The organism is Ligilactobacillus pabuli, assembly GCF_022836475.1.
In the GTDB taxonomy this organism is placed as follows: domain Bacteria; phylum Bacillota; class Bacilli; order Lactobacillales; family Lactobacillaceae; genus Ligilactobacillus; species Ligilactobacillus pabuli.
This window is the reverse complement of the sequence record NZ_BQXH01000021.1, coordinates 644-24,057: the sequence shown is the minus strand read 5'-3', so window position 1 is coordinate 24,057 and position 23,414 is coordinate 644. Positions and strand designations below refer to the sequence as shown.

The window sequence follows — 23,414 nt, the reverse complement described above, 5'->3', positions numbered from 1 at the left end:
TAACCTCCTTATTTAATTGGTTCTTTGACTAAGTTTAGTTGTTCTTTAGCGCGTCCTTCGGTTTCAAAAACGATGATCTCATTGTGTCCGTGTCGTAAGATGCCGTGCGGCAAATATAATGACTGACGCGGTCCAATTTCCCAAAAACGCCCTAAGTTAAAGCCATTAACAATGACAACTCCCTTTCCAAATCCGCTTAGATCAATATTAGTATCTTGAACTTGTTCGAGTTCAAAAGAAAATTGATAAAAAGCGGGAACTCCTTTTTCCCAGCGCCGGGTAAAATCAAGCTCTGCGACTCGAGAAAAGTCTAAGGAGTATTGTTCCCAATCCAACAAATAGTGCAAGTCACTCATAACTCCGCCGCGAATCCCTTTTTGTTGCGTTTCGGCCACTAGTTTGTGTCCATAATTGACCCGCCCCATATTTTCTAGCAAGAGATCGAGCTGGTTGGTTTCTTGCGGTTGTTTGACTAAAATATCTGTCCCAATTTCTTCTTGGTACTGGGTAGCTTGCAATTCTTGATTTAAGAAGAATTGAGCCCGGTCACGTCCACTGATAATGCGGTAACGTTCATCCACTGCATCACGTTTAGTAATTGTCCGGTACAACAGATAACCATAATTTTGTCCCAGTTTTTCCATCGACTGGGGGTACTTCGTGACGGTCTTGGTACTAATCTGGTCCAAGACTTCAAACAAGCTGACCTTGGCTTGCAAAGGGATCTGACTCAAGCTAAAGCTGTCTTTGATCCACGGGTCAGTCTGTGAAACGTCAGGTCGCAGTTCTTTAAGCATTCGTTTAATTTTGTAGTAACCAGGAGTAGGATTCCCTTGCTCATTAAGCGGTGCGCCGTAGTCATAGGAAGTCACTTGCGGCAAATCGTGGTCTTGTCTGGCAGAACAGCCATTCATAAAGCCGAAGTTGGTCCCGCCGTGGAACATATAGAGATTGACACTGCCAAGTTCCAGCACTTCTTTTAAGGCCTGAACCATCTCATCTTGGTCCCTGACATGCAGTGGTTCACCCCAGCGGTCAAACCAGCCATCCCAAAACTCCATGTTCATGAGCGGCTGCTCGCAGTCATGTTCTTGCTGGAAAGCACGTAAATTGGCAAAATTTTCTTTGGCATGAGAGCCAAAATTACCAGTTTCCAGGATTCCTTCTTCCAGCATACTTCCTGCTGCTAAGGTCGCGTGCCATGCTCCATCTGCAGTAAAGAGCGGCACATCGACCCCATTAGCCAACATCAATTCACGTAAACGAGCTAGATACTCATGGTCTTCACTATAGGAACCATACTCATTTTCCACCTGCATCATTAAAATCGGACCGCCGTGTGTCAGTTGAAGCGGCACCAAAATTTGAAATAATTGCTGATAATAATTTGCCACTAGCCGTAAAAATTCTGGATCAGCGGAACGCAAGCGGCAATCTTTAGTCAATAACCAGGCAGGTAAGCCCCCAAACTCCCACTCAGCGCAAATGTATGGCGATGGTCTAACGATGACGTAGAGGCCTTCTGTTTGCGCTAATTCAATAAACTTCTGTAAATCAGCTCCACCGCTGAATTCAAACTGTCCCTCATGCGGTTCATGCACATTCCACGGAATATAAGTTTCGACTGTGTTGAAACCAAGGGCCTTTAAATTATGCAGCGAGTGTTGCCAATCGCTGGGATGGACCCGAAAATAGTGGATCGCCCCCGACAGGATCTGAAACTTCTGATCGTTCAAATAAAAATCGTGTTGCCCCACACTAAATTTTTCCACTTGATCCATCCTTTCTGCTTTATCTTTTCCACTTAGTATATTAACATAATAAGTAGTTAGTGTAAACGTTTCCATTTTATTAAATTAAATAAATCTATCTAGCATAGATAACGTCATTTTCCCTGACTAAATAGTTTGGTTAATTCTATTCAATTGTAACTTTTAGATAAAATTTCACTTATACCAATTCATCAGTTAAACTTAAGGTACTAAGTGGCAAGAAAGAGATGAGAACTTTGAAAACCCCTAAATATCTGACGATCAAAGAAGATTTAAAAAAACAAATTCTGAGTGGTAAATACTCCAGCGGTGATAAATTTTTTAGTGAATCAGAACTAGTTGAAATTTATGATGCTAGTTCGATCACTGTGATCCGTGCAATCAAAGAACTAGTAAAGGAAGGTTACTTGGTCCGTTTTCAGGGAAAAGGGACTTTTATTTCCCGCAAACGAGTCAACAAGTTAGTTCGTTTTACTGATAAAGAAATTTTTTCTTCTGATGACGATCAAGTTCAGGTACTTTCGATTACTAAAGAAAATAATCCACAGATCCTCCAGGAATTAAACTTATCCACAAGTGGACAATATTATAAAATCGTCCGGTTACGCACAGCGGATGGCGTTCCCTATATTTATCACCATTCTTACATCCCTGAGCAGTTTATTTTAAAGCCCCAACAATTAAGCTACTATAATTCGATCTATCATCGTTTTCGGAGTGATTTTTCGTTGAACCTCAACGACATGCCTTCAAGAGAAATCAATAAAATTTGTTTTCCAACGCCGAAAGAAATCGCTGATGTACTGCAAATTTCGCCGGAGCAGCCAACAGTTTTTCAGGAGAAAAAAACTTGGTTGTCTTTAAAAAAAATCGTGGCGGAATATGTGATCACCTATAAGCGTTGGGATTATTATCAAATTGAAATTGTCAATGACTAAAGAAACAGAGCGGAGTGAAACGGTTAGAAAGTGAGCATTATCGGAGCCCAGTCTTTAATGCGTTTTTGGCATTGAAGGCTGGGCTTGGATAAGCGGAACTTTCTGTTTCACGCAGCTTGACTACAATCACAGAGCGGAGGGCAACGGGCGTTGAGTATCAATAAATTGATGTAAGAAAACTAAGATTCAAACACAAATGTCCCTGCTATTAATCAATCAGCGCAAAAAAAAGGCTCCAAGAATGAAGTTTTCATTCCTGGAGCCTTTTTCTTTCACTTTAACGTGATTAATCTTCTGATACGAAAGGCAATAAGCCCATGATGCGCGCACGCTTGATAGCGATTGTCAACTTACGTTGGTTTTTAGCGCTTGTACCTGAAACACGACGTGGCAAGATCTTACCGCGTTCTGAGATAAATCTTCTCAACAAGTCAGTATCTTTATAATCGATATATTCGATATGGTTTGCTGCGATAAAGTCAACTTTACGACGACGACGGCCGCCTCTACGTTGTTGTGCCATGTTTTTCCCTCCTCTAATTACTAGAATGGCAAATCATCATCAGAGATATCGATCTGTTGGCCATTGTCTGCAAACGGATCATTTGAGCTATCAGGCTTGTTTTGGCTTTGATAGCCACCCTGATTGTTGTTAGCAGGATTGCCATACGGATTACTATTACTCTGTTGTGATGAATATTGCGAAGAAGGAGCAGAATTACCCTGAGAACTAGGATGTTGTTGACGATATTGCTCTGATTGAGCTTTAGACTCAAGCAGTGAAAAATTGTCAGCAACAACTTCTGTTACGTACACGCGATTTCCTTGTTGATTTTCATATGAACGAGTTTGAATTCGTCCATCAATTCCAACCATCGAACCCTTATGCGTAAAATTAGCAAAGTTCTCGGCTGCTTTCCGCCACATTGTACAATTGATAAAATCGGCTTCTCGTTCACCTGAACGGTTAGTAAATGGCCGATCAACAGCAACTGTAAATGAAGCAACGGCAGCTCCGGAAGATGTGTAGCGCAAATCAGGATCACGGGTCAGTCGTCCGACTAATACGGCTCTATTGATCAAAATTCGTTCCCCCTTCTGATTTCAAAAAAATTAAGCTTCTCGTTTAACGATCATATGACGCAAGATTCCGTCATTGAACTTTGCAAGACGGTCAAATTCGTTGATTGCTTCGGCGTTGTCTGCTTTGGCGTTTACAATATGGTAGATACCTTCTGTAAAACCACCAATTTCGTAAGCAAAACGACGCTTAGACCAGTCTTTTGAATCTACGATTTCAGCACCGTTATCTGTTAAGACGCTATCAAAACGTTCTACCAAGGCACTCTTGGCAGCTTCGTCGATTGCTGGGCTGATAATGTAGGTAATTTCATAATTTGTCATGACTGTTTACACCTCCTTATGGACTTTTGGCCCCCTATCCTGAATAGAGGACAAGGAGAGTAATCTAATAATGCTTAGATACTCACGATTTAGAATTATATCACGATTATTGCCCTATTGCAATAACTGCTGGCAAAAAACGCACAGCACCGCTGAATAACCCTAAAACCCTTTAGTTAAATCCATCTCTCTTGTTAAAACACCATAATCTTAATTTGCTCTACATAGAGTAGATACGTAAAAAATCGCGATTTGTGTTTTTTTTTGCAAAATTAATTTAAATTATTTGGATCTTCTGTTTCACTTTCAGTTGCGGCAGGTTCTTCAGCTGCGGAATCTGCTTCTGCAGTTGCTTGCTCTGTTACAACTGGAGCTGTTTCTTCAGTTTCAGAGTCTGCGTCTTCGGTCTCATCTTCATCAGGAGCAACTTTGGCCATAGTTGAAACAAAGGAATCTTCTTCCAAGTTGATCAAGTGGACCCCTAAGGTTGCACGACCAGTTGTAGAAACGTTCGCAATATCAAATCTGATCAAGACACCCTTATTGGTGATCACCATAATATCTTCATCACCATTTACGGTCGTTAAGCCAACTAACGGACCATTTTTGGCGGTGATATTAACGGTCTTCACACCTTTGACGCCCCGGCCGCGAATCGCGTATTCACTAGCTGGTGTCTGTTTACCATAACCTTTTTCGGAAATGACAAAGACTTTACTGTCTGGACGTAAAACATCGGCTCCGATAACATAATCGTTTTCGTTCAAGCGAACTCCACGAACACCGGCAGCAGAACGACCCATCGACCGTACTTTTTCTTCAGCAAATGAAACTGCATATCCTTGGTGAGTCCCAATGATCATGTTAGTTTGACCATCAGTTTGCGAAACACCGATCAGTTCATCACCTTCACGTAGAGTAATGGCCTTCAAACCATTCTTACGGATGTTCAAGAATTCTGAAACAGCCGTCCGTTTAACGACCCCATTTTTCGTCGTAAAGAACAAGAAGACATGATCTACATCAATATTTTCTTTATCTTCACGCGGAACAGCAATCATTGTCGCAACCTTTTCTTCCGGATCAATATTTAACATATTGATGACTGGGATTCCCTTAGCGGAACGACCGTATTCAGGGATCTGGTAACCTTTAGAACTATAAACTTTCCCAGTATTGGTAAAGAATAATAGTTCATCATGAGTCGAAGTTGATAATAGCTGTTCAATAAAGTCGCCTTCATGAACACCCATTCCTTGGACTCCACGACCACCACGGTTTTGTGCCTTAAATTCACTGGTTGGCATCCGCTTGATGTAGCCGTTATGAGTCAAAGTGATCACAACAGACTCTTCTTCGATCAAGTCTTCGTCTTCGATACTTGTCACGTCACCCACGAGGAGTTCTGTCCGACGATCATCACCAAATTTTTCTTGAATTTGTAATAATTCTTCGTAAATGATCTGGTTGATCCGTTCAGTATGTGCCAAGATATCTTCGTAATCAGCAATGGCAGCCATAGTCTTGTTATAATCGTTTTCGACCTTATCGCGTTCCAAACCGGTCAAACGAACCAAGCGCATGTCCAAAATTGCTTGGGCTTGTTTATCACTTAAGTTGTATTCTTTCATCAACCGGTCTTTAGCGACGTCCCCGCTTTGAGAGCTGCGGATAATATCAATAATTGCTTGGATATGATCCAAAGCAATCCGCAAACCTTCCAAGATATGAGCCCGGGCCTTGGCTTTCTTCAAGTCAAATTGAGTCCGACGACGAATAACTTCTTCTTGGTGTTTCAAGTAGTACTGCAAGATCTGCTTTAAGCTGAGTAATTTTGGCGTACCACCAACGATTGCCAGCATGTTAAAGCCAAATGACGTCTGCATTAACGTTAACTTGTACAGATTATTCAAAACTACTGAGGCACTCATGTCACGACGAATATCAATTGTGATCCGCATTCCTTCACGGTCAGATTCATCTTTAATGTCTGTAATTCCTTCGATCTTACGTTCACGTGCTAATTCTGCGATCCGTTCAATCAAACGAGCTTTGTTGACCATATATGGCAACTCGTTAACAATAATTTGTTCTTTACCGTTCTTTTGCTCGGTAATATCGACTTTAGCCCGCAACACAATGTGACCATGTCCGGTTTCATAGGCTTTCCGAATGCCGGACTTGCCCATTACGATCCCGCCAGTTGGAAAATCTGGTCCTGGGATGGCTTCCATCAAGTCAGCCACAGTTGCATCTGGGTTATCCATTAAAATATGGAGTCCTGAAATAACTTCTGCCAAGTTATGCGGCGGAATATTGGTGGTCATCCCGACCGCGATCCCTGTCGCCCCGTTGACTAAGAGGTTTGGGAAACGAGCTGGCAGCACTTTTGGTTCTCTTTCAGTTCCATCATAGTTCGGTGCAAAATCGATTGTATCCTTGTTGATGTCACGGAGCATTTCTAGCGTGATCTTAGACATCCGGGCTTCAGTATAACGCATGGCAGCTGCGCCATCGCCATCGACTGAGCCGAAGTTTCCGTGTCCATCAACTAACATGTAGCGGTAACTAAAGTCCTGAGCCATCCGAACCATTGATTCATAAATTGCTGAATCACCGTGCGGATGGAATTTCCCCATAACTTCACCGACGATTCTGGCCGATTTTTTATAAGGCTTTTCAGGTGTAACACCCAGTTCATTCATTCCGTATAAGATCCGGCGGTGAACTGGCTTTAACCCATCGCGGACGTCTGGTAAAGCACGCGCCACGATCACACTCATCGCATAATCAAGGAAAGATGTCCGCATCACCTTAGATAAATCGACATTTTTAATTCGATCTGGTATATCTACCAACTTTCTGACCTCCTAAAATAACTTCCACTACTAATTATTTCCCGGGAAATAATTAGGCATCCAAATTTTCAACGTAAGTGGCATTATCTTCAATAAATTGCCGACGTGGCGCAACATGGTCACCCATCAACATTTCAAAGACTTCATTGGCCTCTTCTGCGTCAGAAAGTGCGACCCGCATCATCCGACGATTATCTGGATTCATTGTCGTATCCCACAATTGTTCTGCATCCATTTCACCTAGCCCTTTGTAACGCTGAATTGCAGGTTTTGGTGACGGTGGCAATTGTGATAAGACTTCTTGTAATTCTTCATCCGAGTCGATATATTGGATCATCTTTCCCTGCCGGACCTGATACAATGGCGGCTGCGCAATATAAACGTAACCTGCATCGATCATTGGCTTCATGAAGCGATAGAACAAGGTCAATAAGAGGGTCCGAATATGGGCACCATCGACATCGGCATCGGTCATGATGATCAGTTTATGGTATTTAGCCTTAGAAACATCGAATTCTTCGCCGAAACCAGTCCCTAGCGCCGTAAAGAGTGAGCGAATTTCTTCGTTCGCCAAGATCCGGTCTAAGGTAGCTTTTTCAACGTTCAAGATTTTCCCACGAATTGGCAAAATTGCTTGAGTTAAGCGAGAACGACCCTGCTTAGCTGAACCACCCGCGGAATCCCCTTCGACGATAAACAATTCAGAAATTTCTGGATCTTTACTGGTGTTATCCGCCAGTTTACCTGGTAAGTTAGAAATTTCCAAACCATTCTTTTTCCGAGTAACTTCACGAGCACGTTTAGCAGCGACCCGTGCTTTAGCAGCCAGTGAACCCTTGTCGACGATTTTCTTCGCTACACCAGGATTTTCAAACATAAACTGCGTAAATGTCTCACTAAACAGCTTATCAGTGGCTGTTCTTGCATCTGAGTTACCTAATTTAGTCTTAGTCTGTCCTTCAAACTGTGGATCTGGATGTTTGACAGAAACTACGGCTGTTAGTCCTTCACGGACGTCTTCACCCGACAAATTATCATCATTATCTTTTAAGATTCCCTGTTTTCTCGCATAGTCGTTGACGACCCGAGTCAAGGCTGTCTTAAAGCCGGCCTCATGCGTTCCACCTTCATAAGTGTGGATATTGTTAGTAAAGGTCAACAGGTTGGAATGGAAATCATCGGTATACTGCAGTGAAACTTCAACTGTGATCCCGTTCATTTCGCCTTCAACGTAAACTGGTTCAGGGAAAATCACATCTTTGCCCTTGTTTAAGAATTCAACGTAATGTTTGATCCCGCCAGCGTAGTGGAATTCTTCAAAAGTTGGTTTTTCTGGACGTTGGTCTGCAATCGTGAGTTTCAAACCTTTGTTCAAGAAAGCCAGTTCTCTGATCCGGGTCGTTAAGACCTTAATGTCATAAACATGAGTTTCCGTAAAAATGTCGGTATCCGGTTTAAAGTGAACTTTAGTCCCATGAGTATGTTCACTAGTTTCACCAATCACGTGTAACGGTGTCCGGACCTTACCTAGGGCAAAATCCATCGCGTGGATCTCAGGATCACCGGCACGGGTAACTTGGACTTCTAGTTCAGATGACAAGGCGTTCACAACTGAGGCACCAACACCGTGCAATCCACCAGAAACCTTGTATCCGCCACCGCCGAATTTACCGCCGGCATGCAAAATCGTATAAACCGTTTCAACCGCTGGACGACCAGTCTTCTTCTGGATATCGATTGGGATCCCACGACCATTATCAGTCACAGTAATACTATTATCTTTTTCAACTACCACATTGATCTCATTACAAAAACCAGCTAGGGCTTCATCGATCCCATTATCAATGATTTCCCACACCAAATGGTGGAGTCCTTGGGAGCTAGTGGAGCCGATATACATTCCGGGGCGTTTCCGAACTGCTTCTAAGCCTTCAAGCACTTGGATCTGACTGGCATCATATTCATTAGCTCGTTTTTCTTTGGCTTCTACAGCTTCTTTTTCTTCTTCAGTCAATTGATTTCCTCCTTGACTTAATTGATCCAATTAACAAAAAAGTGTCAGTCATGCTTAACGCCCTAACTGCACTATCTTAATTAACTTTTGTTCTTAAACTAACTACGACACTGGTGGATAAAAAGTGACTGTTTCTAGCACAGTCTTTCCGCCAGCAGTGGTTTCTTTAATATTGCCGTTTTCGATCATGAAAATTTTAGGCTCTTTGATCAGGTTTTGCGCGACATCATTCATCGCTGGTGCCGTTAAAAAAGTCTGGACCTTATTTTGGATGGTCTGCAACAGGTGTGTTTGCCGCTGACCGTCTAATTCAGATAAGACATCATCCAGCAAGAGAAGCGGATACTCGCCCGTTTGTGCTTTCATGACGTCGATCTCAGCTAACTTCACTGATAAGGCCGTTGTCCGTTGTTGACCTTGTGAGCCATAAATTTGGACGTTTTTTCCATTAATCAAAAACTTCAGATCGTCACGATGCGGGCCAACTAAAGTCGTTCCCTGAAAAATTTCTTTTTCAGCCTGTTCAGTCAGTTGTTGATACATTAGCTGCTGCAATTCTGTTTCAGAACGCCCGCTAATGTTTTTTAGCTTTGACTCATACTCAAACGACAAAGTTTCTTGCCCTTGTGTGATAGACAAGTGTAATTCTTGGGCATATTTTTCCAGTTCACCTAAAAAATCCTGCCGTTGTGCAATAATACTGCCGCCAAAACCCGCCAGCTGTTCGGATAAAACATCGAGATAAACGCGGTCAGACGCTTTTCTGGCACTCAACAGTTTTAAATAGCGGTTGCGCTGTTTTAAAACATCACGGTAAGCCGTTAAATTATGCAAATACCGTGGTGCGATCTGCCCAAATTCCATATCAATAAAGCGGCGCCGACCATTAGGACTGCCTTTAACTAAGGACAGATCTTCTGGTGCAAATAAAATGACATTAAGCTGGCCAATATACTGGGAAAGTTTTGCCTGTTCCAGGTGATTGACCCGAGCTTTTTTGCCGCGTTTACCTAAGTTTAACTCGAGTGGTACATCATCTGCCCGACGGTGGACCAGCCCTTGGATCACTGCATCGCTTTGATTGAACCGAATCAGTTCCCGGTCATTGGCGGTTCGGTGACTCCGAGCTGTCGCTAAAACGTAGATCGATTCCAACAGATTAGTTTTTCCCTGAGCATTTTGTCCAAGTAAGACGTTGATCTCTGGGGAAAATTCTAGTGTGGTCTCTGCGTAATTGCGAAAATTCTTAAGGTGTAGTTTCTGTAAAAACATTGTTATTTGCCAGCTTTAATTTGAACCATATCATCAGAAATTTGAACAACGTCTTTCGGATAAAGCTTTTTGCCGCGCCTTGAATCAAGTTCTCCATTCACATAAACATCGTGTTCCGCTAAAAACATTTTTGCCTGACCACCAGATGAGATGAAATCAGCAATTTTCAGCAGTTGTCCGAGAGTTATGTATGGTGTTTTTAAAAATATTTCTTTTTTCAAAAAACAACCCTCACTTTCAATTAGTTACCTTCTAATTATACCTTTTTTTCAAGCGTAAAACAATTGTATTTGGCTCAGATATGCATTCTAAGCAATTTTACCTAGCTTTGGATAAAATCCCTAACATTATGCTAAAAGCTCAAATTAAGTTTTTTAAGCGTAAAAATGGACCCTAACGAATTAGAGTCCATTTTCTACAGTAATTTTTAATGCTGAATTTTTAAAAGGTTCTGACTGGTGTGATCAACTGAACGAAATTAGTTCCATCTTCAGTTGGTACCAAGATAAATGGTCGTAATGGTAAGGTCAATGACATTTTGACATCAGTTTGACCAAAGGATGCCAAAGCATCTTTCATATAATCCGGATTAAAGGAAATTTCCAGGTCATTACCTTCGAGTTGTTTGAACGATAAATCTTCTTCAACGTTCCCAATTTCAGGTGATGTTCCTGAAATGATCGCTTGTTGTTCACTGGTCTTTAAAGTGAGTTTAACCACGTTGCTGCGGCCAGCATGTGATAACAATGAAGCTCGTTCAATCGAGTGCAAGAGTTCAACCGCATTAAATTCAATCGTTGTTTCAGAGTTTTGTGGGATCAAACGGTCTGTATCTGGGTAATTACCTTCTAACAAACGTGAGTAAAACGATGTATTAGCGAAAGTAAAGAGAATTTGGTTTTCTGCGATCCGAATTTCGACATTTTCGGCTGAATCACCCAACATCTTAGCGAGTTCATTTAATGATTTTCCGGGCACGATAATATCGTAGTCCTGTGAACTGGCATCGTTTAAGGTAATTCTGCGTTGACTAAGTCGATGGGAGTCAGTCGCTACGGCTAGTAATTCTCCGTTACTATATGCCAAATGGATCCCAGTTAAAATCGGCCGACTTTCCTGGGTTGAAACAGCGATCACTGTTTGGTTAATGATCCGTTTTAAAATATCAGCTGCGATCACTAACTTGTTTTCAGCCTCAATTTCTGGCAAATGTGGGTAAGTTTCAGCGTCGATCCCATTGATCGTAAATTCAGCTTGACCTGAAGTAATGGTTGCTTGGAATCTAGCATCGATTGCAATTGTCATGGTATCTTCTGGTAACTTTTTAACAATTTCATTAAAGAAACGGGCTGGTAAAACAACACTGCCGGGTTCTTCAATTTCTAAAGCTGCTTTTTCATCTTCTTGTGAAATGACTGTTTCAATGGAAATGTCTGCATCACTCCCAGTTAGGGTCAACTTGCTGGCAGAGACCTCGATTTTGATCCCGGTTAAAATGTCAATTGCTGTTTTAGATGAGATTGCTCGTTGTGCATCGTTCAGTGCTGCAATGAATGCACTTCTGCGGATACTAAATTTCATAACGTGATATCCTCCTGTTTTTTATATTATTAATTAATAATAAAAATAGTCGTAGTAGTAGGGCCTGTTAATTATGTGAATAAGTGAGAACAAGGCAAGCAGACAACAAAAGAGCCTGTGAATAAGGTGTGGATAAAAACCACAAGTTGTTCACAGTTGTCCACAAGTGGATAGTTCTAAACCTGAACCGCTCTATTTAATAGATACGCAAAAAAAGCTGTTTTTGGTTTTTTAATTCACTAAATTTGTAGTTCAGCCTTTAAAGTTTCAATGTCATGTTCCAATTCGGCATCATTTTCCAGCCGTTTGGTGATTTTTTCATAAGCATGCAAAACTGTTGTATGGTCTTTCCCACCAAATTCTTGACCGATCCGCGGCAAAGAAGCATCAGTTAGTTTGCGGGAAAGATACATAGCAACTTGGCGTGGAGTAACAATTGCTTTCACTCGCTTGCGTCCTTTAATTTCTGTGACAGTTACATTATAGTAGTTAGCCACTTTGGTTTGAATGATCGGAATCGTCATTTTGTTGTTATGTTCTTTACCGTTTAAACTTTTGAGTGCTTCAGCGGCCAGACTAGTGGTGATCTTGGTGTGGCCCATGGCTGAATAAGCTTGGACGCGCATCAAAGCGCCTTCTAGTTCACGAATATTAGAATCGAACTGACCAGCAATGTAACTAAAAGTTTCATTGGGGATCTCTAAGTGTTCGGCTTCGGCTTTGTTCCGCAAAATTGCGATCCGGGTTTCGAAATCAGGCGGAGTAATATCGACTGATAACCCCCATTTAAACCGGGAAACTAAACGTTGCTGCAACTTAGGAATTTCATTTGGCAAACGATCTGATGAAAGAACAATTTGTTTTTTATCATCATATAAGGCATTAAAAGTATGGAAGAATTCTTCCTGGGTCCCAACTTTATCGGCAAAGAACTGAATGTCATCGACTAATAAGAGATCAACGCTGCGATACTCTTGTCGAAATTCTTCTTGGCGTTTAGTTTGGATCGAATTAATAAAATCATTTGCAAAAGATTCACTAGTGACATATTTAACTTTGGCGTTGGGACGATTTTCTAGCATTTGGTGGCCAATAGCATGCATCAAATGAGTTTTTCCGAGACCAACACCACCGTAGAAGAATAAGGGGTTGTAAAAAACGCCTGGTTCTTCGGCCACGGCTAAGGCTGCCGCATGGGCAAGCTGATTTCCCTTACCGACGACAAATGTTTCGAAGGTATAGCGCTCATTGAGCTGGGAATTTTTGACAAATGTTTTTGTAGCAGATTTTTGCGAAGAATCGGTCACAAGCTCACGACTAGCCGTTTTTTCCACCGGATCATAAGCCTCTAATGGGTTCGGCTCATCGGGAGTTTTCGGCAGGATCGTTATTTTATAACCTAAAGGTTCCTGCAACATCTCTACAATTTGCGGGGTGACACTTTGAGTCCAGTAATCACGGTGAAGTTTAGATGGAACTTCGACTACCAGGGTCTGATCTGCAAATTGAATTGGTTTAGCAGTTTCGATCCATGTTTTGTAAGTGATTGTGGAGAAAGATTCATTGAACTTTTCGCAAATAAATTGCCATAAAGTTTCAAGATCTGGCACTGGACATTCCTCCTTTGTTTGATTTACACGGTCTCCATTGTAGCATGTAATAAAACAGTTTTCCACAATGTGCATAACTAAAGTAAAAATAAAAACAGGCTGTTCATATTGTTATCCACAGGCTGTGCGTAACTTGTGGATGTAAACTAGTGTTTTTAAGTTATCCACAGAAAATTAGGCGGTTATCTCCCTTGACAACTATAGTTTTCTATGAGTTATCCACAATCTAATTCACAAGCACACACCCATTTAATGACAGCCTGTGAATTGTGCAAAAAGCTGGTTACAAGCTTGTGAACTCTTCCACGAGAAATCACAGGAGCAGGGGACAAAAAAAGGGTTTTTAACTCACAATTGTGGATAAGTTTTGTCAGTAAAATTAGCTGCTCAGACGCTCTGATTTTGACGGCTATTCGTTTTAAAGCATATTTATGCAAGTACAAAAAAGGCTCAAATGGGCATGAAAAAAGAAACTGAAAATCAACAGAAACTTTCCATTAATTTTGGGATTCAAGCAGTTTTTAGCAAAAAAATCGCCTAAAATCGCGCTAAATTTGAAAAAATTATTGCAATTAAAGTGAGATATGGTAACATTAACAAGTAAGTCTGAACTCGAAGTAGCTATCAAGCTTGATAGCGATGAATCCAGAAGTTCAAACTAAGGAGGTGTCATAACCAATGAAGAGAACTTATCAACCAAAAAAACGCCATCGTCAACGCGTCCATGGTTTCCGTAAACGCATGAGTACAAGTAACGGTCGTAATGTGTTAGCACGTAGACGCCGTAAAGGCAGAAAATCATTGTCTGCATAGATCACTGAGACCGTCAGTGGTCTTTTTATTTTATAATCGAGGTTTTTTAGAAATGTTAGCAACAAGAAAGTTAAGTCTTTCTTGGGATTAAGCGAGTGGGGCTGGTTTTTTGAACTGGCAGAACTCTATTATTTTGGAGATGTATTATGCGTAAATCTTACCGCGTCAAGAAAGAAGCGGAATTTCAAAAAGTTTTTACTCAAGGCAAATCTTGTGCTAATCGCCAGTTCGTGGTTTATATGTTAGAAAAACCCAATCAGCCGCATTTTCGCGTCGGACTTTCGGTTGGGAAACGAATTGGTAATTCTGTGGCCAGAAACTGGGTCAAACGCCGAATTCGGCAGAGTTTGACAGAACTCAAGCCGCAGCTAAAGCAAGATTGTGACTTTCTAGTGATCGCACGGCCTAATGCTGCTGGAATGTCGACTGCTGAGATCAAACAACATTTGATCCATGTTCTTTCTTTAGCAAACATCATTAATAAATAGGCGAGAATTTCAATTAAGAGAGGTAAAACACGTTGAAAAAGGGTAAAAAGGCTCTTGCTTTATTCGGAGCTTTGTCTTTAGTACTCGTGCTTAGTGCATGTAGTACCGATCCCGTTACTTCTAGCAGTACAGGAATTTGGGATCATTACATCATTTGGAATTTCGTACGGGCCATTAAGGCTTTAAGTCACTTCTTTGGCAATAGTTATGGTTGGGGGATCGTGGTCTTCACGATTATCGTCCGGATCATTATCTTACCTCTGATGTTCTATCAGATGAAATCGTCACGGAAGACAATGGACCTGCAACCGCAACTTAAGGCGTTACAGGCAAAATATCCAGATCGTGATCAGGATTCGATGCGTGCAATGCAAGAAGAACAACGGAAATTATACGCGGAAGCTGGAGTTAATCCAGTTGCGGGCTGTTTACCGTTGCTTGTTCAGATGCCAGTCTTAATTGCTTTGTATCAAGCTATTTTTAGAGCACAAGAATTGAAAACTGGGTCATTTTTATGGATGCAGTTAGGGGATAAAGATCCATACTTTATCTTACCGATTTTAGCCGCCTTATTTACGTTTGCAACTTCGAAGTTAACGACCATGTCTCAACCAGATACTGGGCAAAAGGGTATGATGGCAATCATGACATATGGGATGCCATTGATGATTTTTGTGACAGCGTTGAGTGTGCCGTCTGCTTTGTCACTGTACTGGGTGATCACCAACGCCTTTTCAGTGGGTCAGACATTGTTGATCAACAACCCATATAAGATCAACCGTGAACGAGCTGAAAAAGAACAAAGCATCAAAGATCGTGAACGTAATTTGAAGAAAGCTAAGAAAAAGGCTTTGAAGAACCGTAAAAAGTAAAACAGAGCGGAGTGAGCCGCTAGTGTTAATGAGTAAAATCGTTAACACTATTTTTTTGGCCGAAAATTAGGGAAAAATCGTGGTTAAAAGTAATAGCGACAAAATGGCAGCTGTAAAACACCATTTTGTCGCTATTTTTCTGTGGGACATCATAGAGTTCGTTCATTGGTCAAATTGACTCTAATCTTCATCTGTGGATTCTACAACTTGCTCATCAAAATATGCTGACGGATCAACTGGTCGTGAACCACCGCGAATTCTAATGAGCCTTCTTTAGCTCGGCATGCGCGTTCTAACCAGTCGAGCTTTTCTTGTGAAATCACCGCTACCACACGATTATTCGGCCGTGCTACATAGACCGTTTCATCATCATCGTTAACTCGATCTAAATAGTCGTTAATGTGAGCTCTAAAATTACTTTGAGTGGTTGTAACTGTCATAGCAAGTTATCTCCTTGGTGTACATTTGAAAATTCAAGTCTTAGTTGTTAAGCAAGAACTTTCCTCAATCGAAGCATGTCCTTTAAGACTAGGTGATTCTCTACAATTTCATCAGCATAATGCAGGGTGAAGAAATCCTGGTCTACACTAAATACTCGAAAGCCACACTTTTGATAAAGATAGAGCTGGCCAAAACTGGTTGTTCCAGTTCCAATTTCAAGACATTTGTAATTGTGAGTGCCTGCATATTTTTCGGCAAAGGCCAAGAGTTGTCGACCAATTCCTTGATTTCTTTGGGGTGAAATAACAGCAATGTTAACAATTTCTAGAGTTTCAGGATGAGTTGGCAAAAGCACCAAGATTCCTACTAAGTGATCGTGATAGATTGCTTCAAAACAAAGAGCACGTGGTAAGTAGTTATCTACTAGTTCTTGATTAGGGTCCGCTGAAAGTAACAGGTTATAATGTTGTTTGGTGAAGGCTGTACAGGTTTTAATGTTAATTTCCATGTTTTCTCCTTAATATAGGATAGTTGTACTAATAAAAGTACTAACAAATCGTACTATGTTCAATGACAGTAATGTAGATTGAGTAATCTTTGCTTGCTTAGCCAGCTTTTTTCTTTTGTGAAAATTTCGTATATTCGGCACACGAAGCACGTTGAATCCTTTTTAGTGAATTTGTTACTGATATCATAGCAGATTTGCTTACATAATTCTGGCAAAGATGTGTTTAGTTCGGCCAGAGGGGGAGACGTCGTTTCTTTCAAAGTGTTTAAAATGCCAGTTGAGTTATGTGTAATAAGTTGTATACAATTTGAAAACGTTCTCTTTAAAATGTATGTTAGAAAAGTAATTGAATATTTTAGAGGAGGAGACAAACAAAGATGGAAAAATTATTGATCATTAATTCAGGCAGTTCAAGCTTGAAGTTTAAATTGTTAGTGATGCCGGAGGAAAAAGAATTGGCCGATGGTTTGGTTGACCGGATCGGGATCGCTGGTTCGAAAATTAAAATTAAGTACGGTGACGGCAAAAAGTATGAACAAGCAGAAGAAATTCCAGATCATCAGGTTGCTGTTGACCGGTTGACTTTCTTGTTAAAAGACTTGGGAATCGTGCAAGAGTTGACGGAAATCACAGGAGTTGGTCATCGCGTGGTGGCTGGTGGCGAGTACTTTAAGGGTTCAGTCGTTGTTGATGATGAAGTTATCAAGCACATTGATGAGATCGCTGATATGGCACCACTGCATAATCCAGCTAATTTAATGGGAATCAAAGCCTTCAAGAAAATTTTACCAGATGCCTTTGCAGTTGCTTCGTTTGACACAGCCTTCCACCAAACAATGCCGGCAGTAAACTACATGTACAGCACACCATACGAATGGTATCAAGACTACAGTGTTCGTCGTTATGGTGCGCACGGAATTAGTCACCAGTATGTTTCACAATTAGCTGCTGACAAACTAGGAAAGCCAGTCACTGACTTGAAATTGATCACGTGTCATCTGGGTGCCGGGTCGTCGATCTGTGCCGTGAAGGGCGGCAAATCCTTTGATATTTCGATGGGCTTTACACCGTTGACTGGGTTAACGATGGCCACTCGCTCAGGGGATGTTGATCCGTCATTATTGGGTTATATTATGGAGAAGCTAAACATCAACTCGATGGATGAAATGCTGGATATTTTGAATCATAAGTCTGGTCTGTTAGGGGTATCGGGCATTTCGTCTGATATGCGAGATCTGTTGGAAGCTAAGGAATCCGGCGACAAACGGGCCAGTTTAGCCGTTGATATTTTTGTTAAAAATGTGGTCAAATATATCGGTGAATACATTGCCGAAATGGGCGGCGTTGACGGCATCGTCTTTACTGCAGGAATTGGTGAAAACTCTAGCCCAGTGCGCCAGTTGATCATGGATCGTTTGGCATATTTAGGAATTAAATATGACGCTGCTAAAAACGATGAGAACTTCGATGGGGTTATTTCAACGCCAGAATCACAGGTCGCTGTTTTGCGCTTAGCAACCAACGAAGAGCTGATGATTGCCCGAGATATTATGAAACTAAAGGCTGAAGCCTAAGGAAAATTATTGTTTTGTCAGATGATATCACAATTGATAAATAATATCTTTAATTTTACACGTCGATGGGTAGACAACAGTTGCGAGGTGATAGTTGTGGCAAAAATTGAAGTTAGGATTGACAGTGATACTAAGGAAAGAGCCAAAGATGTTTTAGCGATTCATGGACTAACAATAGCAGGTTTTGTGCGCTTGGTTTTAACTATGGTTGCTAATGAAGGCTTGTCTGATTCTTTTCCTAACCGAGATTTAAAGGATTCCTTTCGGGAAATAATAGCAGATTTGTCAGGTGAAAAAGAACTACCTGAAGCAACTAGCTTTGAAGAATTAGAACAATTGCTGGGCTTGGATGCAGGATTGGAATCAAATATAACGCATGACTAAAGTAATTAAAGTGATAAAATAAAACTGACAAAAGACAAATTGAACACGCGATTACGCTATTAGAAAACTGGTTAGAAGGGAAGGAGAAAGAATCATGCGATTAGCAGATTTAGAAACAAGCTTTTCTTCCATTCCAACAGATGAAAAATTCATGATTGATATGATGGCTGAATTGTATGCTGAACGTGTTAGGAAGAATGTGTCACAACAAGAACTAGCCGAGCGAATTGGCATGAAACAATCGCAAGTCGCTAAGCTTGAAATGTTGGAATCTGTACCAACATTAAAGACCTTGAACAGGTATGCTAAAGGATTAAAATTAAAAATAGGCTTGGTTCCGGTTTAAAAATAAAGAAACGCGGCTAAAATTTTTAGCTGCGTTTCTTTATTTTTTGAGTTCCAAGGTATTGGTTTTATCCATTTCTCTGTGTCAATGTTTCACGTGAAACATTGACACTTAAAAAGCCTCATTAGTGGAGTTGTTTCTCACTAATGAGGCTTTTTTTGCTTAGTCGAACTGCGTGAGGCAAGAGATCCTGCTTATCCCCCTCCCGACCTTCAATGCCAAGAACGCATTAAAGGTCAGGTTACGATAATGTTCGCCTCTTAAACGCCTCACTCCGCCCTGTAATCTTAGTCGAGCTACTCAAAGCAGTTCCTTCCGCTTATCCAAGTCCACCTTCAATGCCGAATGCGCATTAAAGGTGGAATCCGATATGCTTGGGAACTAAACGCTTTGCTCCGCTCTGTAATCTTATGATGCCAGGCCATCGCCATAGACGATCACGGGCATTCCCTGTGGACTACGAGCGAAAAGTTTCTCCATCGCAGCGGGTGCCACGTTGATGCAACCATTAGAACCCTGTTGATAGCGAACTTTAGGATTACCAAAAGTAGTTTTAGGAACCCAAGGAGCCGAGTGGATGAAAATTCCGTCATCCGTCAGGTCCATCGCTTGGGGTACGTAAGAACTGTATTTACTGCCGTCATTTGATGTTCCGCGCATGGTCATCGGAGCCTTGCGCCACTTAATGTAGTAGTAACCAGTTGGTGTCGCAATATTGACCTTAGGTGAGCCAGTATTGACCGGCGTTTGTTGGACAATTTTGTTATTTTCAACTAAATAAAGTTGCTCGTTGGTCAAGTCGATTTCAATATGATTGACCTTCTTGACCGCATCTAGGTTAGTTTTATCGAATTTTTGATCCGTATTGTTAATGTTTTTGGCGGTTATTTCAAGTTTGTCAGCTAGCAATTCCTTTTGTAAATGCTGACCTTCATTATATTCCTGGAGCTGCCAGCCAAGTGTACCTTGGGTATTCTCAAAAGAAACTTTTTGCCCCTGCACAGTGGTGAAGTTAGCGGTCGACGCACCGGCTAAGGCATATTTTTCATTAATTTGATGAATATAGTTTAAGCTCGGAGTCAAATCGAACTTGTTGCCGGCTGCAGTGACCTGACCGCTTTTTAAGACGTCCTTGACGGGGGTCGTTTCAGTTTTTCCCATGACAGTGTACTTAAATTTTTGGTCGAGCTTTTTTTGTAAGTCAGCGTAGGCAGACTTGCCGGTCCAAGCTGGCTTTTTCAAGACAACGCTGATTTTTTGCTGGGGCGTTGTATTTGGATCCAGTTGTTGGGCTAGTTTGGCCGTGGTAGCGGCGGTATCGATTTGGTTGCCAGCGACAGCCTTTTTCAAACTAGCAGTTCCGTCCGTGACCGTAATTTGTGCATTTTGTGGGGCAGTTCGACTTTGATTGAGCTGCTCGATGGTTTGATCAATTTGGTCAGTTTGTTTCTTTAGACTAGCCATGGCAGTCTTTTTATCATAAATGCTGGCCTTTTTCGCGGGAGCAGCGTGATTAGCAAAAGGATGCAGCCAGCGCTGATGGAGCAAGTCCTTTAATTCACTCCGATACGCATGACTAGCAGCGATTTTTAAAGTTCCATGGTAAAGAACCTGCTTAGTTTTCGGGTCAGTTAATGAGTAAGTCGGCTCTTTTAGATTAGCGCTAATTTTAGCGTCGGCTTTTTTATAGCTGAGCTTGCCAATCTGAACACCCTGAACGACGGTTTGTTTGGCAAAGTGAGTTGCGTGCCAGCCGTAGTAGCTGCCGCCGATGACGAGGACTAGTAAGACAAGAACTAGCCATAGTTTTTTATTTTTCAAATGTAAAACACCTTTCTGAGCATTGAATTAAGCAGCTTTTGAGCCGCTGCTGCTCGGTCAAGCAGATTTAAGCAATTTAAAAGTGCAGTTAATAGGAATGATGGGGGACGTTAGCCAGGGTGGCAGAAAACAATCCCCTATCTTAAGGATACAGCAAGTTCGCGTGACTTAATAGCGAGAAGCGCTGAGCTAACCAAAAAATTAAGAAAATCACCGCGAGCTGGTTATTTTTCCGGACTACCTTACTATACCAATTATGTTATTGAATTGTAACCTTCGTGCAAATAATTCCGTTAGACCAGTTTTTCATCTTTTTTTCTGAGCAAGTGCGGATAGTAAACGGTTGAAAAGGCTTATTATAAGTAATATCATAGTTGTATTGACTTTTAAACGAAAAAACTAGGGGAAATTTGTGAGGTAATTAGGATGGCAAAGGGCGTTAAAAAGCTAAACCAATTTAGAGACGAAGAACCAACGAATGAACAGAAGTATTTACGGGATTTAATGGAAGAAAGATTCCCCACTAAAGAAGCTGTGATCACTGAAATTATGAACTTAGAAGCAATTTTGCATTTGCCGAAAGCCACAGAACATTTTGTCAGTGATCTGCATGGAGAATACGCAGCGTTTGACCATATTTTACGTAATGGGTCAGGGAATATTAAGAATAAAATTACCGCAATTTTTGGCGGTCGATTAACACCGAAGCGGCTGCAAAATTTTGCCAGCTTAATTTATTATCCAGAAGACAAACTGGAGTATAAGAAACACCAGTTAGAACAAGATGAAGATGGGGCATTAGAACAATGGTATTTAGACACGATTCAACGACTACTAGAGTTGTTGCAGTTTGTGTCGACTAAATACACGCGCTCTAAGGTCAGAAAGGCGCTGGAGCCTAATTTCGCCTATATCACCGAAGAATTACTGTATACTGACCCACAAGTCTTTGATAAGCGCAGCTACTTGGACCAACTGATGAAAAATTTGGTTTCGATGGGCGTGACCGATGAGTTTATTATTGCAACTTGTTACACGATCCAGCAGTTAGTGGTCGATCATTTGCACGTTTTGGGTGATATTTATGACCGAGGTGAACATCCGGAATTGATCATGGACCGTTTAATGTCGTACCATTCAGTGGATATCCAGTGGGGTAACCATGATATGTTGTGGATCGGGGCTTCGGCCGGGTCAGCGCTCTGTATGTTAAATCTCTTGCGAATCAGTGCGCGTTATAACAACTTAGCCACGATCGAAGATGCTTATGGCATTAGCTTACGTCATCTCACGCGTTTTGCGGAAGAAAACTATGGTGACAACCCGGCTTTCCGCCCCAAGTTAGTGGAAGGTGATTCCTTTAATTTTGACGGCGAGGGCCTACAATTAACGCAAATTCAGCAGGCAGTGGCGATCATGCAGTTTAAGCTGGAAATTCGGACGATTGCGCGTGAACCTGATTTTAACATGGCAGACCGGGCGCTATTAACGAAGGTCGACTATGATAAAAAAACGATCCAGTTGGCGGGAAAGACTTATCAGCTGACTAATACCTGTTTTGATTTGATCGATCCAAAAGACCCAGGCAAACTAACGGCCGAAGAAGAAGAGCTGATCAGCGGATTGCTGCGGTCATTTATTGATTCCAAGAGTTTACAACGCCACCTGAAGTTCTTGGTCAACAAGGGCAGTATGTACCTGTGCTATAACAATAATTTGTTGTTGCACGGTTGTATGCCAGTCACTGCGAAGGGCGAATTTTTGCCGTTTAAATACCATGGCAAGGAATATCGCGGGAAGCAACTGGTCGACTTATTTGATCAACAGGTTCGACACGCATATAACGACCCGTGTGGTGATGACCATAGTGCGGCAGATTTGATTTGGTACTTGTGGCAAGGACCAATTTCACCATTATTTGGTAAAGAAGCCATGACGACTTTTGAACGGTACTTTATCAAGGATAAGGCCACCCATGAAGAAGTCCGGAATCCATACTTTAAGTTGCGGCATGATGAAGGATTTGTCGATATTTTGTTGAAAGAATTTGGCCTAGATCCAAGCGACGGACACGTGGTCAATGGTCATACCCCTGTCAAACGAGGACATGATGCCATTATGGCCAATGGCAAGATGTTAGTGATTGATGGCGGCTACTCCAAGGCTTATCAGCCAACGACTGGGTTTGGGGGCTATACGCTGCTGTATAATTCATATGGCTTACAATTAGTTGAACATCATCCGTTTACTTCGAAGGAAGACTCGATCGTAAATGGAACGGACATTGTGTCGGCCAGACGGGTCGTGAACCATGAAGTTCACCGTAAATCGGTGGCGGATACTGATATTGGTGCTCGTTTGAAAGAAAATGTCAAAATGTTGCGGAGCTTACTAGCAGAATATTAATAGAAAAAGACCTGAACTCTGTACTACGCCCTGTCAAGTTAACAAATGAAATAATATAAAATTGAATCTATTTCTAAGCGGCTTCATTCCAGTATTCATCTGGAGTGAGGCCGTTTCTTTGTGCTGAGCGATTGTGGTGATTGAAGTATTCAATCCCTTCTTCAACCAGCTTTACAAGCTCTTCAAAGGTTTTAGGCATCGGATGACGATCCATCCAGCGCAACTTGAACTCATTCCACCAACGTTCCATTGGCGCATTATCATATGGTGTCCCTGGACGAGACATGCTACGAGTTACATCGTAACGCCCAA

The 23,414-nt window shown here is 41.6% G+C and carries 22 protein-coding genes; 8 read left to right on the top strand and 14 right to left on the bottom strand.

Annotation, left to right across the window (positions count from 1 at the left end; translation table 11 throughout):
- Positions 1 to 8: 8 nt before the first annotated feature.
- Positions 9 to 1,772 (bottom strand): glycoside hydrolase family 35 protein, encoded by a 1,764-nt coding sequence (locus LPAF129_RS09330; RefSeq protein ID WP_507762890.1) that lies wholly within the window; start codon positions 1,770 to 1,772, stop codon positions 9 to 11.
- A gap of 236 nt (positions 1,773 to 2,008) precedes the next feature.
- Between LPAF129_RS09330 and LPAF129_RS09325 the strand changes: the two genes are divergently transcribed.
- Positions 2,009 to 2,710, top strand: coding sequence for a GntR family transcriptional regulator (locus LPAF129_RS09325; protein WP_244056585.1), 702 nt, complete (start codon positions 2,009 to 2,011; stop codon positions 2,708 to 2,710).
- A gap of 286 nt (positions 2,711 to 2,996) precedes the next feature.
- Here the strand turns inward: LPAF129_RS09325 and rpsR are convergent, their stop codons facing one another.
- The 9 genes from rpsR to dnaA form a co-directional block, all read right to left on the bottom strand.
- Positions 2,997 to 3,233, bottom strand: coding sequence for a 30S ribosomal protein S18 (rpsR, locus tag LPAF129_RS09320; protein WP_244056543.1), 237 nt, complete (start codon positions 3,231 to 3,233; stop codon positions 2,997 to 2,999).
- A 20-nt stretch (positions 3,234 to 3,253) separates the two neighbouring features.
- Positions 3,254 to 3,793 carry a single-stranded DNA-binding protein gene (ssb, locus tag LPAF129_RS09315; RefSeq protein WP_244056541.1) on the bottom strand — a complete coding sequence of 180 codons (540 nt, stop codon included), beginning with the start codon at positions 3,791 to 3,793 and terminating at the stop codon, positions 3,254 to 3,256.
- 30 nt (positions 3,794 to 3,823) lie between these two features.
- Positions 3,824 to 4,114: a 30S ribosomal protein S6 gene (rpsF, locus tag LPAF129_RS09310; RefSeq protein ID WP_244056539.1), complete on the bottom strand. Its 291-nt coding sequence runs from the start codon at positions 4,112 to 4,114 to the stop codon at positions 3,824 to 3,826.
- A gap of 272 nt (positions 4,115 to 4,386) precedes the next feature.
- Entirely contained in the window at positions 4,387 to 6,972 is a 2,586-nt protein-coding gene (gyrA, locus tag LPAF129_RS09305) for a DNA gyrase subunit A (RefSeq protein ID WP_265747531.1), read from the bottom strand.
- 52 nt (positions 6,973 to 7,024) lie between these two features.
- On the bottom strand, positions 7,025 to 8,986 hold the full coding sequence (gyrB, locus tag LPAF129_RS09300) for a DNA topoisomerase (ATP-hydrolyzing) subunit B (RefSeq protein ID WP_244056536.1): 1,962 nt from the start codon (positions 8,984 to 8,986) through the stop codon (positions 7,025 to 7,027).
- Between the two features lie 102 nt (positions 8,987 to 9,088).
- Entirely contained in the window at positions 9,089 to 10,258 is a 1,170-nt protein-coding gene (recF, locus tag LPAF129_RS09295) for a DNA replication/repair protein RecF (protein WP_244056533.1), read from the bottom strand.
- A gap of 2 nt (positions 10,259 to 10,260) precedes the next feature.
- A complete protein-coding gene (yaaA, locus tag LPAF129_RS09290) occupies positions 10,261 to 10,479 on the bottom strand; it encodes a S4 domain-containing protein YaaA (RefSeq protein ID WP_244056529.1) in 219 nt (72 codons plus the stop codon).
- A gap of 220 nt (positions 10,480 to 10,699) precedes the next feature.
- Positions 10,700 to 11,839 (bottom strand): DNA polymerase III subunit beta, encoded by a 1,140-nt coding sequence (gene dnaN / locus LPAF129_RS09285; protein WP_244056528.1) that lies wholly within the window; start codon positions 11,837 to 11,839, stop codon positions 10,700 to 10,702.
- Between the two features lie 239 nt (positions 11,840 to 12,078).
- Positions 12,079 to 13,449, bottom strand: a complete 1,371-nt coding sequence (gene dnaA, locus LPAF129_RS09280) for a chromosomal replication initiator protein DnaA (protein ID WP_244056526.1) — start codon at positions 13,447 to 13,449, stop codon at positions 12,079 to 12,081.
- 678 nt (positions 13,450 to 14,127) lie between these two features.
- Between dnaA and rpmH the strand changes: the two genes are divergently transcribed.
- The 3 genes from rpmH to LPAF129_RS09265 all read left to right on the top strand — a co-directional run bounded on the left by rpmH (position 14,128) and on the right by LPAF129_RS09265 (position 15,622).
- On the top strand, positions 14,128 to 14,262 hold the full coding sequence (gene rpmH, locus LPAF129_RS09275; RefSeq protein ID WP_244056524.1) for a 50S ribosomal protein L34: 135 nt from the start codon (positions 14,128 to 14,130) through the stop codon (positions 14,260 to 14,262).
- Positions 14,263 to 14,408: 146 nt separating this feature from the next.
- Entirely contained in the window at positions 14,409 to 14,750 is a 342-nt protein-coding gene (gene rnpA, locus LPAF129_RS09270; protein ID WP_244056522.1) for a ribonuclease P protein component, read from the top strand.
- A 32-nt stretch (positions 14,751 to 14,782) separates the two neighbouring features.
- Positions 14,783 to 15,622, top strand: coding sequence for a YidC/Oxa1 family membrane protein insertase (locus tag LPAF129_RS09265; RefSeq protein ID WP_244056520.1), 840 nt, complete (start codon positions 14,783 to 14,785; stop codon positions 15,620 to 15,622).
- A gap of 200 nt (positions 15,623 to 15,822) precedes the next feature.
- Here LPAF129_RS09265 and LPAF129_RS09260 read toward each other — a convergent pair whose 3' ends face one another.
- Together LPAF129_RS09260 and LPAF129_RS09255 are read right to left on the bottom strand one after the other, a co-directional pair.
- Positions 15,823 to 16,062: a type II toxin-antitoxin system prevent-host-death family antitoxin gene (locus LPAF129_RS09260; RefSeq protein WP_373875046.1), complete on the bottom strand. Its 240-nt coding sequence runs from the start codon at positions 16,060 to 16,062 to the stop codon at positions 15,823 to 15,825.
- A gap of 47 nt (positions 16,063 to 16,109) precedes the next feature.
- Positions 16,110 to 16,571, bottom strand: a complete 462-nt coding sequence (locus tag LPAF129_RS09255; protein ID WP_244056519.1) for a GNAT family N-acetyltransferase — start codon at positions 16,569 to 16,571, stop codon at positions 16,110 to 16,112.
- Between the two features lie 377 nt (positions 16,572 to 16,948).
- On the opposite strand from LPAF129_RS09255, the gene LPAF129_RS09250 reads away from it, so the two are divergent.
- The 3 genes from LPAF129_RS09250 (at position 16,949) to LPAF129_RS09240 (ending at position 18,875) form a co-directional block, all read left to right on the top strand.
- Complete coding sequence (locus tag LPAF129_RS09250) at positions 16,949 to 18,145, top strand: acetate/propionate family kinase (protein WP_244056517.1); 1,197 nt, start codon at positions 16,949 to 16,951, stop codon at positions 18,143 to 18,145.
- A gap of 96 nt (positions 18,146 to 18,241) precedes the next feature.
- Positions 18,242 to 18,529, top strand: coding sequence for a type II toxin-antitoxin system RelB/DinJ family antitoxin (locus tag LPAF129_RS09245; RefSeq protein ID WP_244056515.1), 288 nt, complete (start codon positions 18,242 to 18,244; stop codon positions 18,527 to 18,529).
- Between the two features lie 94 nt (positions 18,530 to 18,623).
- Positions 18,624 to 18,875, top strand: coding sequence for a helix-turn-helix domain-containing protein (locus LPAF129_RS09240; protein WP_244056513.1), 252 nt, complete (start codon positions 18,624 to 18,626; stop codon positions 18,873 to 18,875).
- A 408-nt stretch (positions 18,876 to 19,283) separates the two neighbouring features.
- Here LPAF129_RS09240 and LPAF129_RS09235 read toward each other — a convergent pair whose 3' ends face one another.
- A complete protein-coding gene (locus tag LPAF129_RS09235; RefSeq protein ID WP_244056510.1) occupies positions 19,284 to 20,696 on the bottom strand; it encodes a L,D-transpeptidase family protein in 1,413 nt (470 codons plus the stop codon).
- Between the two features lie 426 nt (positions 20,697 to 21,122).
- Between LPAF129_RS09235 and LPAF129_RS09230 the strand changes: the two genes are divergently transcribed.
- On the top strand, positions 21,123 to 23,102 hold the full coding sequence (locus LPAF129_RS09230; protein ID WP_265747530.1) for a fructose-1,6-bisphosphatase: 1,980 nt from the start codon (positions 21,123 to 21,125) through the stop codon (positions 23,100 to 23,102).
- 73 nt (positions 23,103 to 23,175) lie between these two features.
- Here the strand turns inward: LPAF129_RS09230 and LPAF129_RS09225 are convergent.
- A partial coding sequence (locus LPAF129_RS09225; RefSeq protein ID WP_244056507.1) for an integrase core domain-containing protein occupies positions 23,176 to 23,414 on the bottom strand: 239 nt, incomplete at its 5' end.

Coding starts and splice junctions, on each gene's coding strand:
- rpsR (WP_244056543.1), bottom strand. CDS start 3,233: ATGGCACAACAACGTAGAGGCGGCCGTCGTCGTCGTAAAGTTGACTTT.
- rpsF (WP_244056539.1), bottom strand. CDS start 4,114: ATGACAAATTATGAAATTACCTACATTATCAGCCCAGCAATCGACGAA.
- recF (WP_244056533.1), bottom strand. CDS start 10,258: ATGTTTTTACAGAAACTACACCTTAAGAATTTTCGCAATTACGCAGAG.
- dnaN (WP_244056528.1), bottom strand. CDS start 11,839: ATGAAATTTAGTATCCGCAGAAGTGCATTCATTGCAGCACTGAACGAT.
- rpmH (WP_244056524.1), top strand. CDS start 14,128: ATGAAGAGAACTTATCAACCAAAAAAACGCCATCGTCAACGCGTCCAT.
- rnpA (WP_244056522.1), top strand. CDS start 14,409: ATGCGTAAATCTTACCGCGTCAAGAAAGAAGCGGAATTTCAAAAAGTT.
- LPAF129_RS09260 (WP_373875046.1), bottom strand. CDS start 16,062: ATGACAGTTACAACCACTCAAAGTAATTTTAGAGCTCACATTAACGAC.
- LPAF129_RS09255 (WP_244056519.1), bottom strand. CDS start 16,571: ATGGAAATTAACATTAAAACCTGTACAGCCTTCACCAAACAACATTAT.
- LPAF129_RS09250 (WP_244056517.1), top strand. CDS start 16,949: ATGGAAAAATTATTGATCATTAATTCAGGCAGTTCAAGCTTGAAGTTT.
- LPAF129_RS09240 (WP_244056513.1), top strand. CDS start 18,624: ATGCGATTAGCAGATTTAGAAACAAGCTTTTCTTCCATTCCAACAGAT.
- LPAF129_RS09230 (WP_265747530.1), top strand. CDS start 21,123: ATGGCAAAGGGCGTTAAAAAGCTAAACCAATTTAGAGACGAAGAACCA.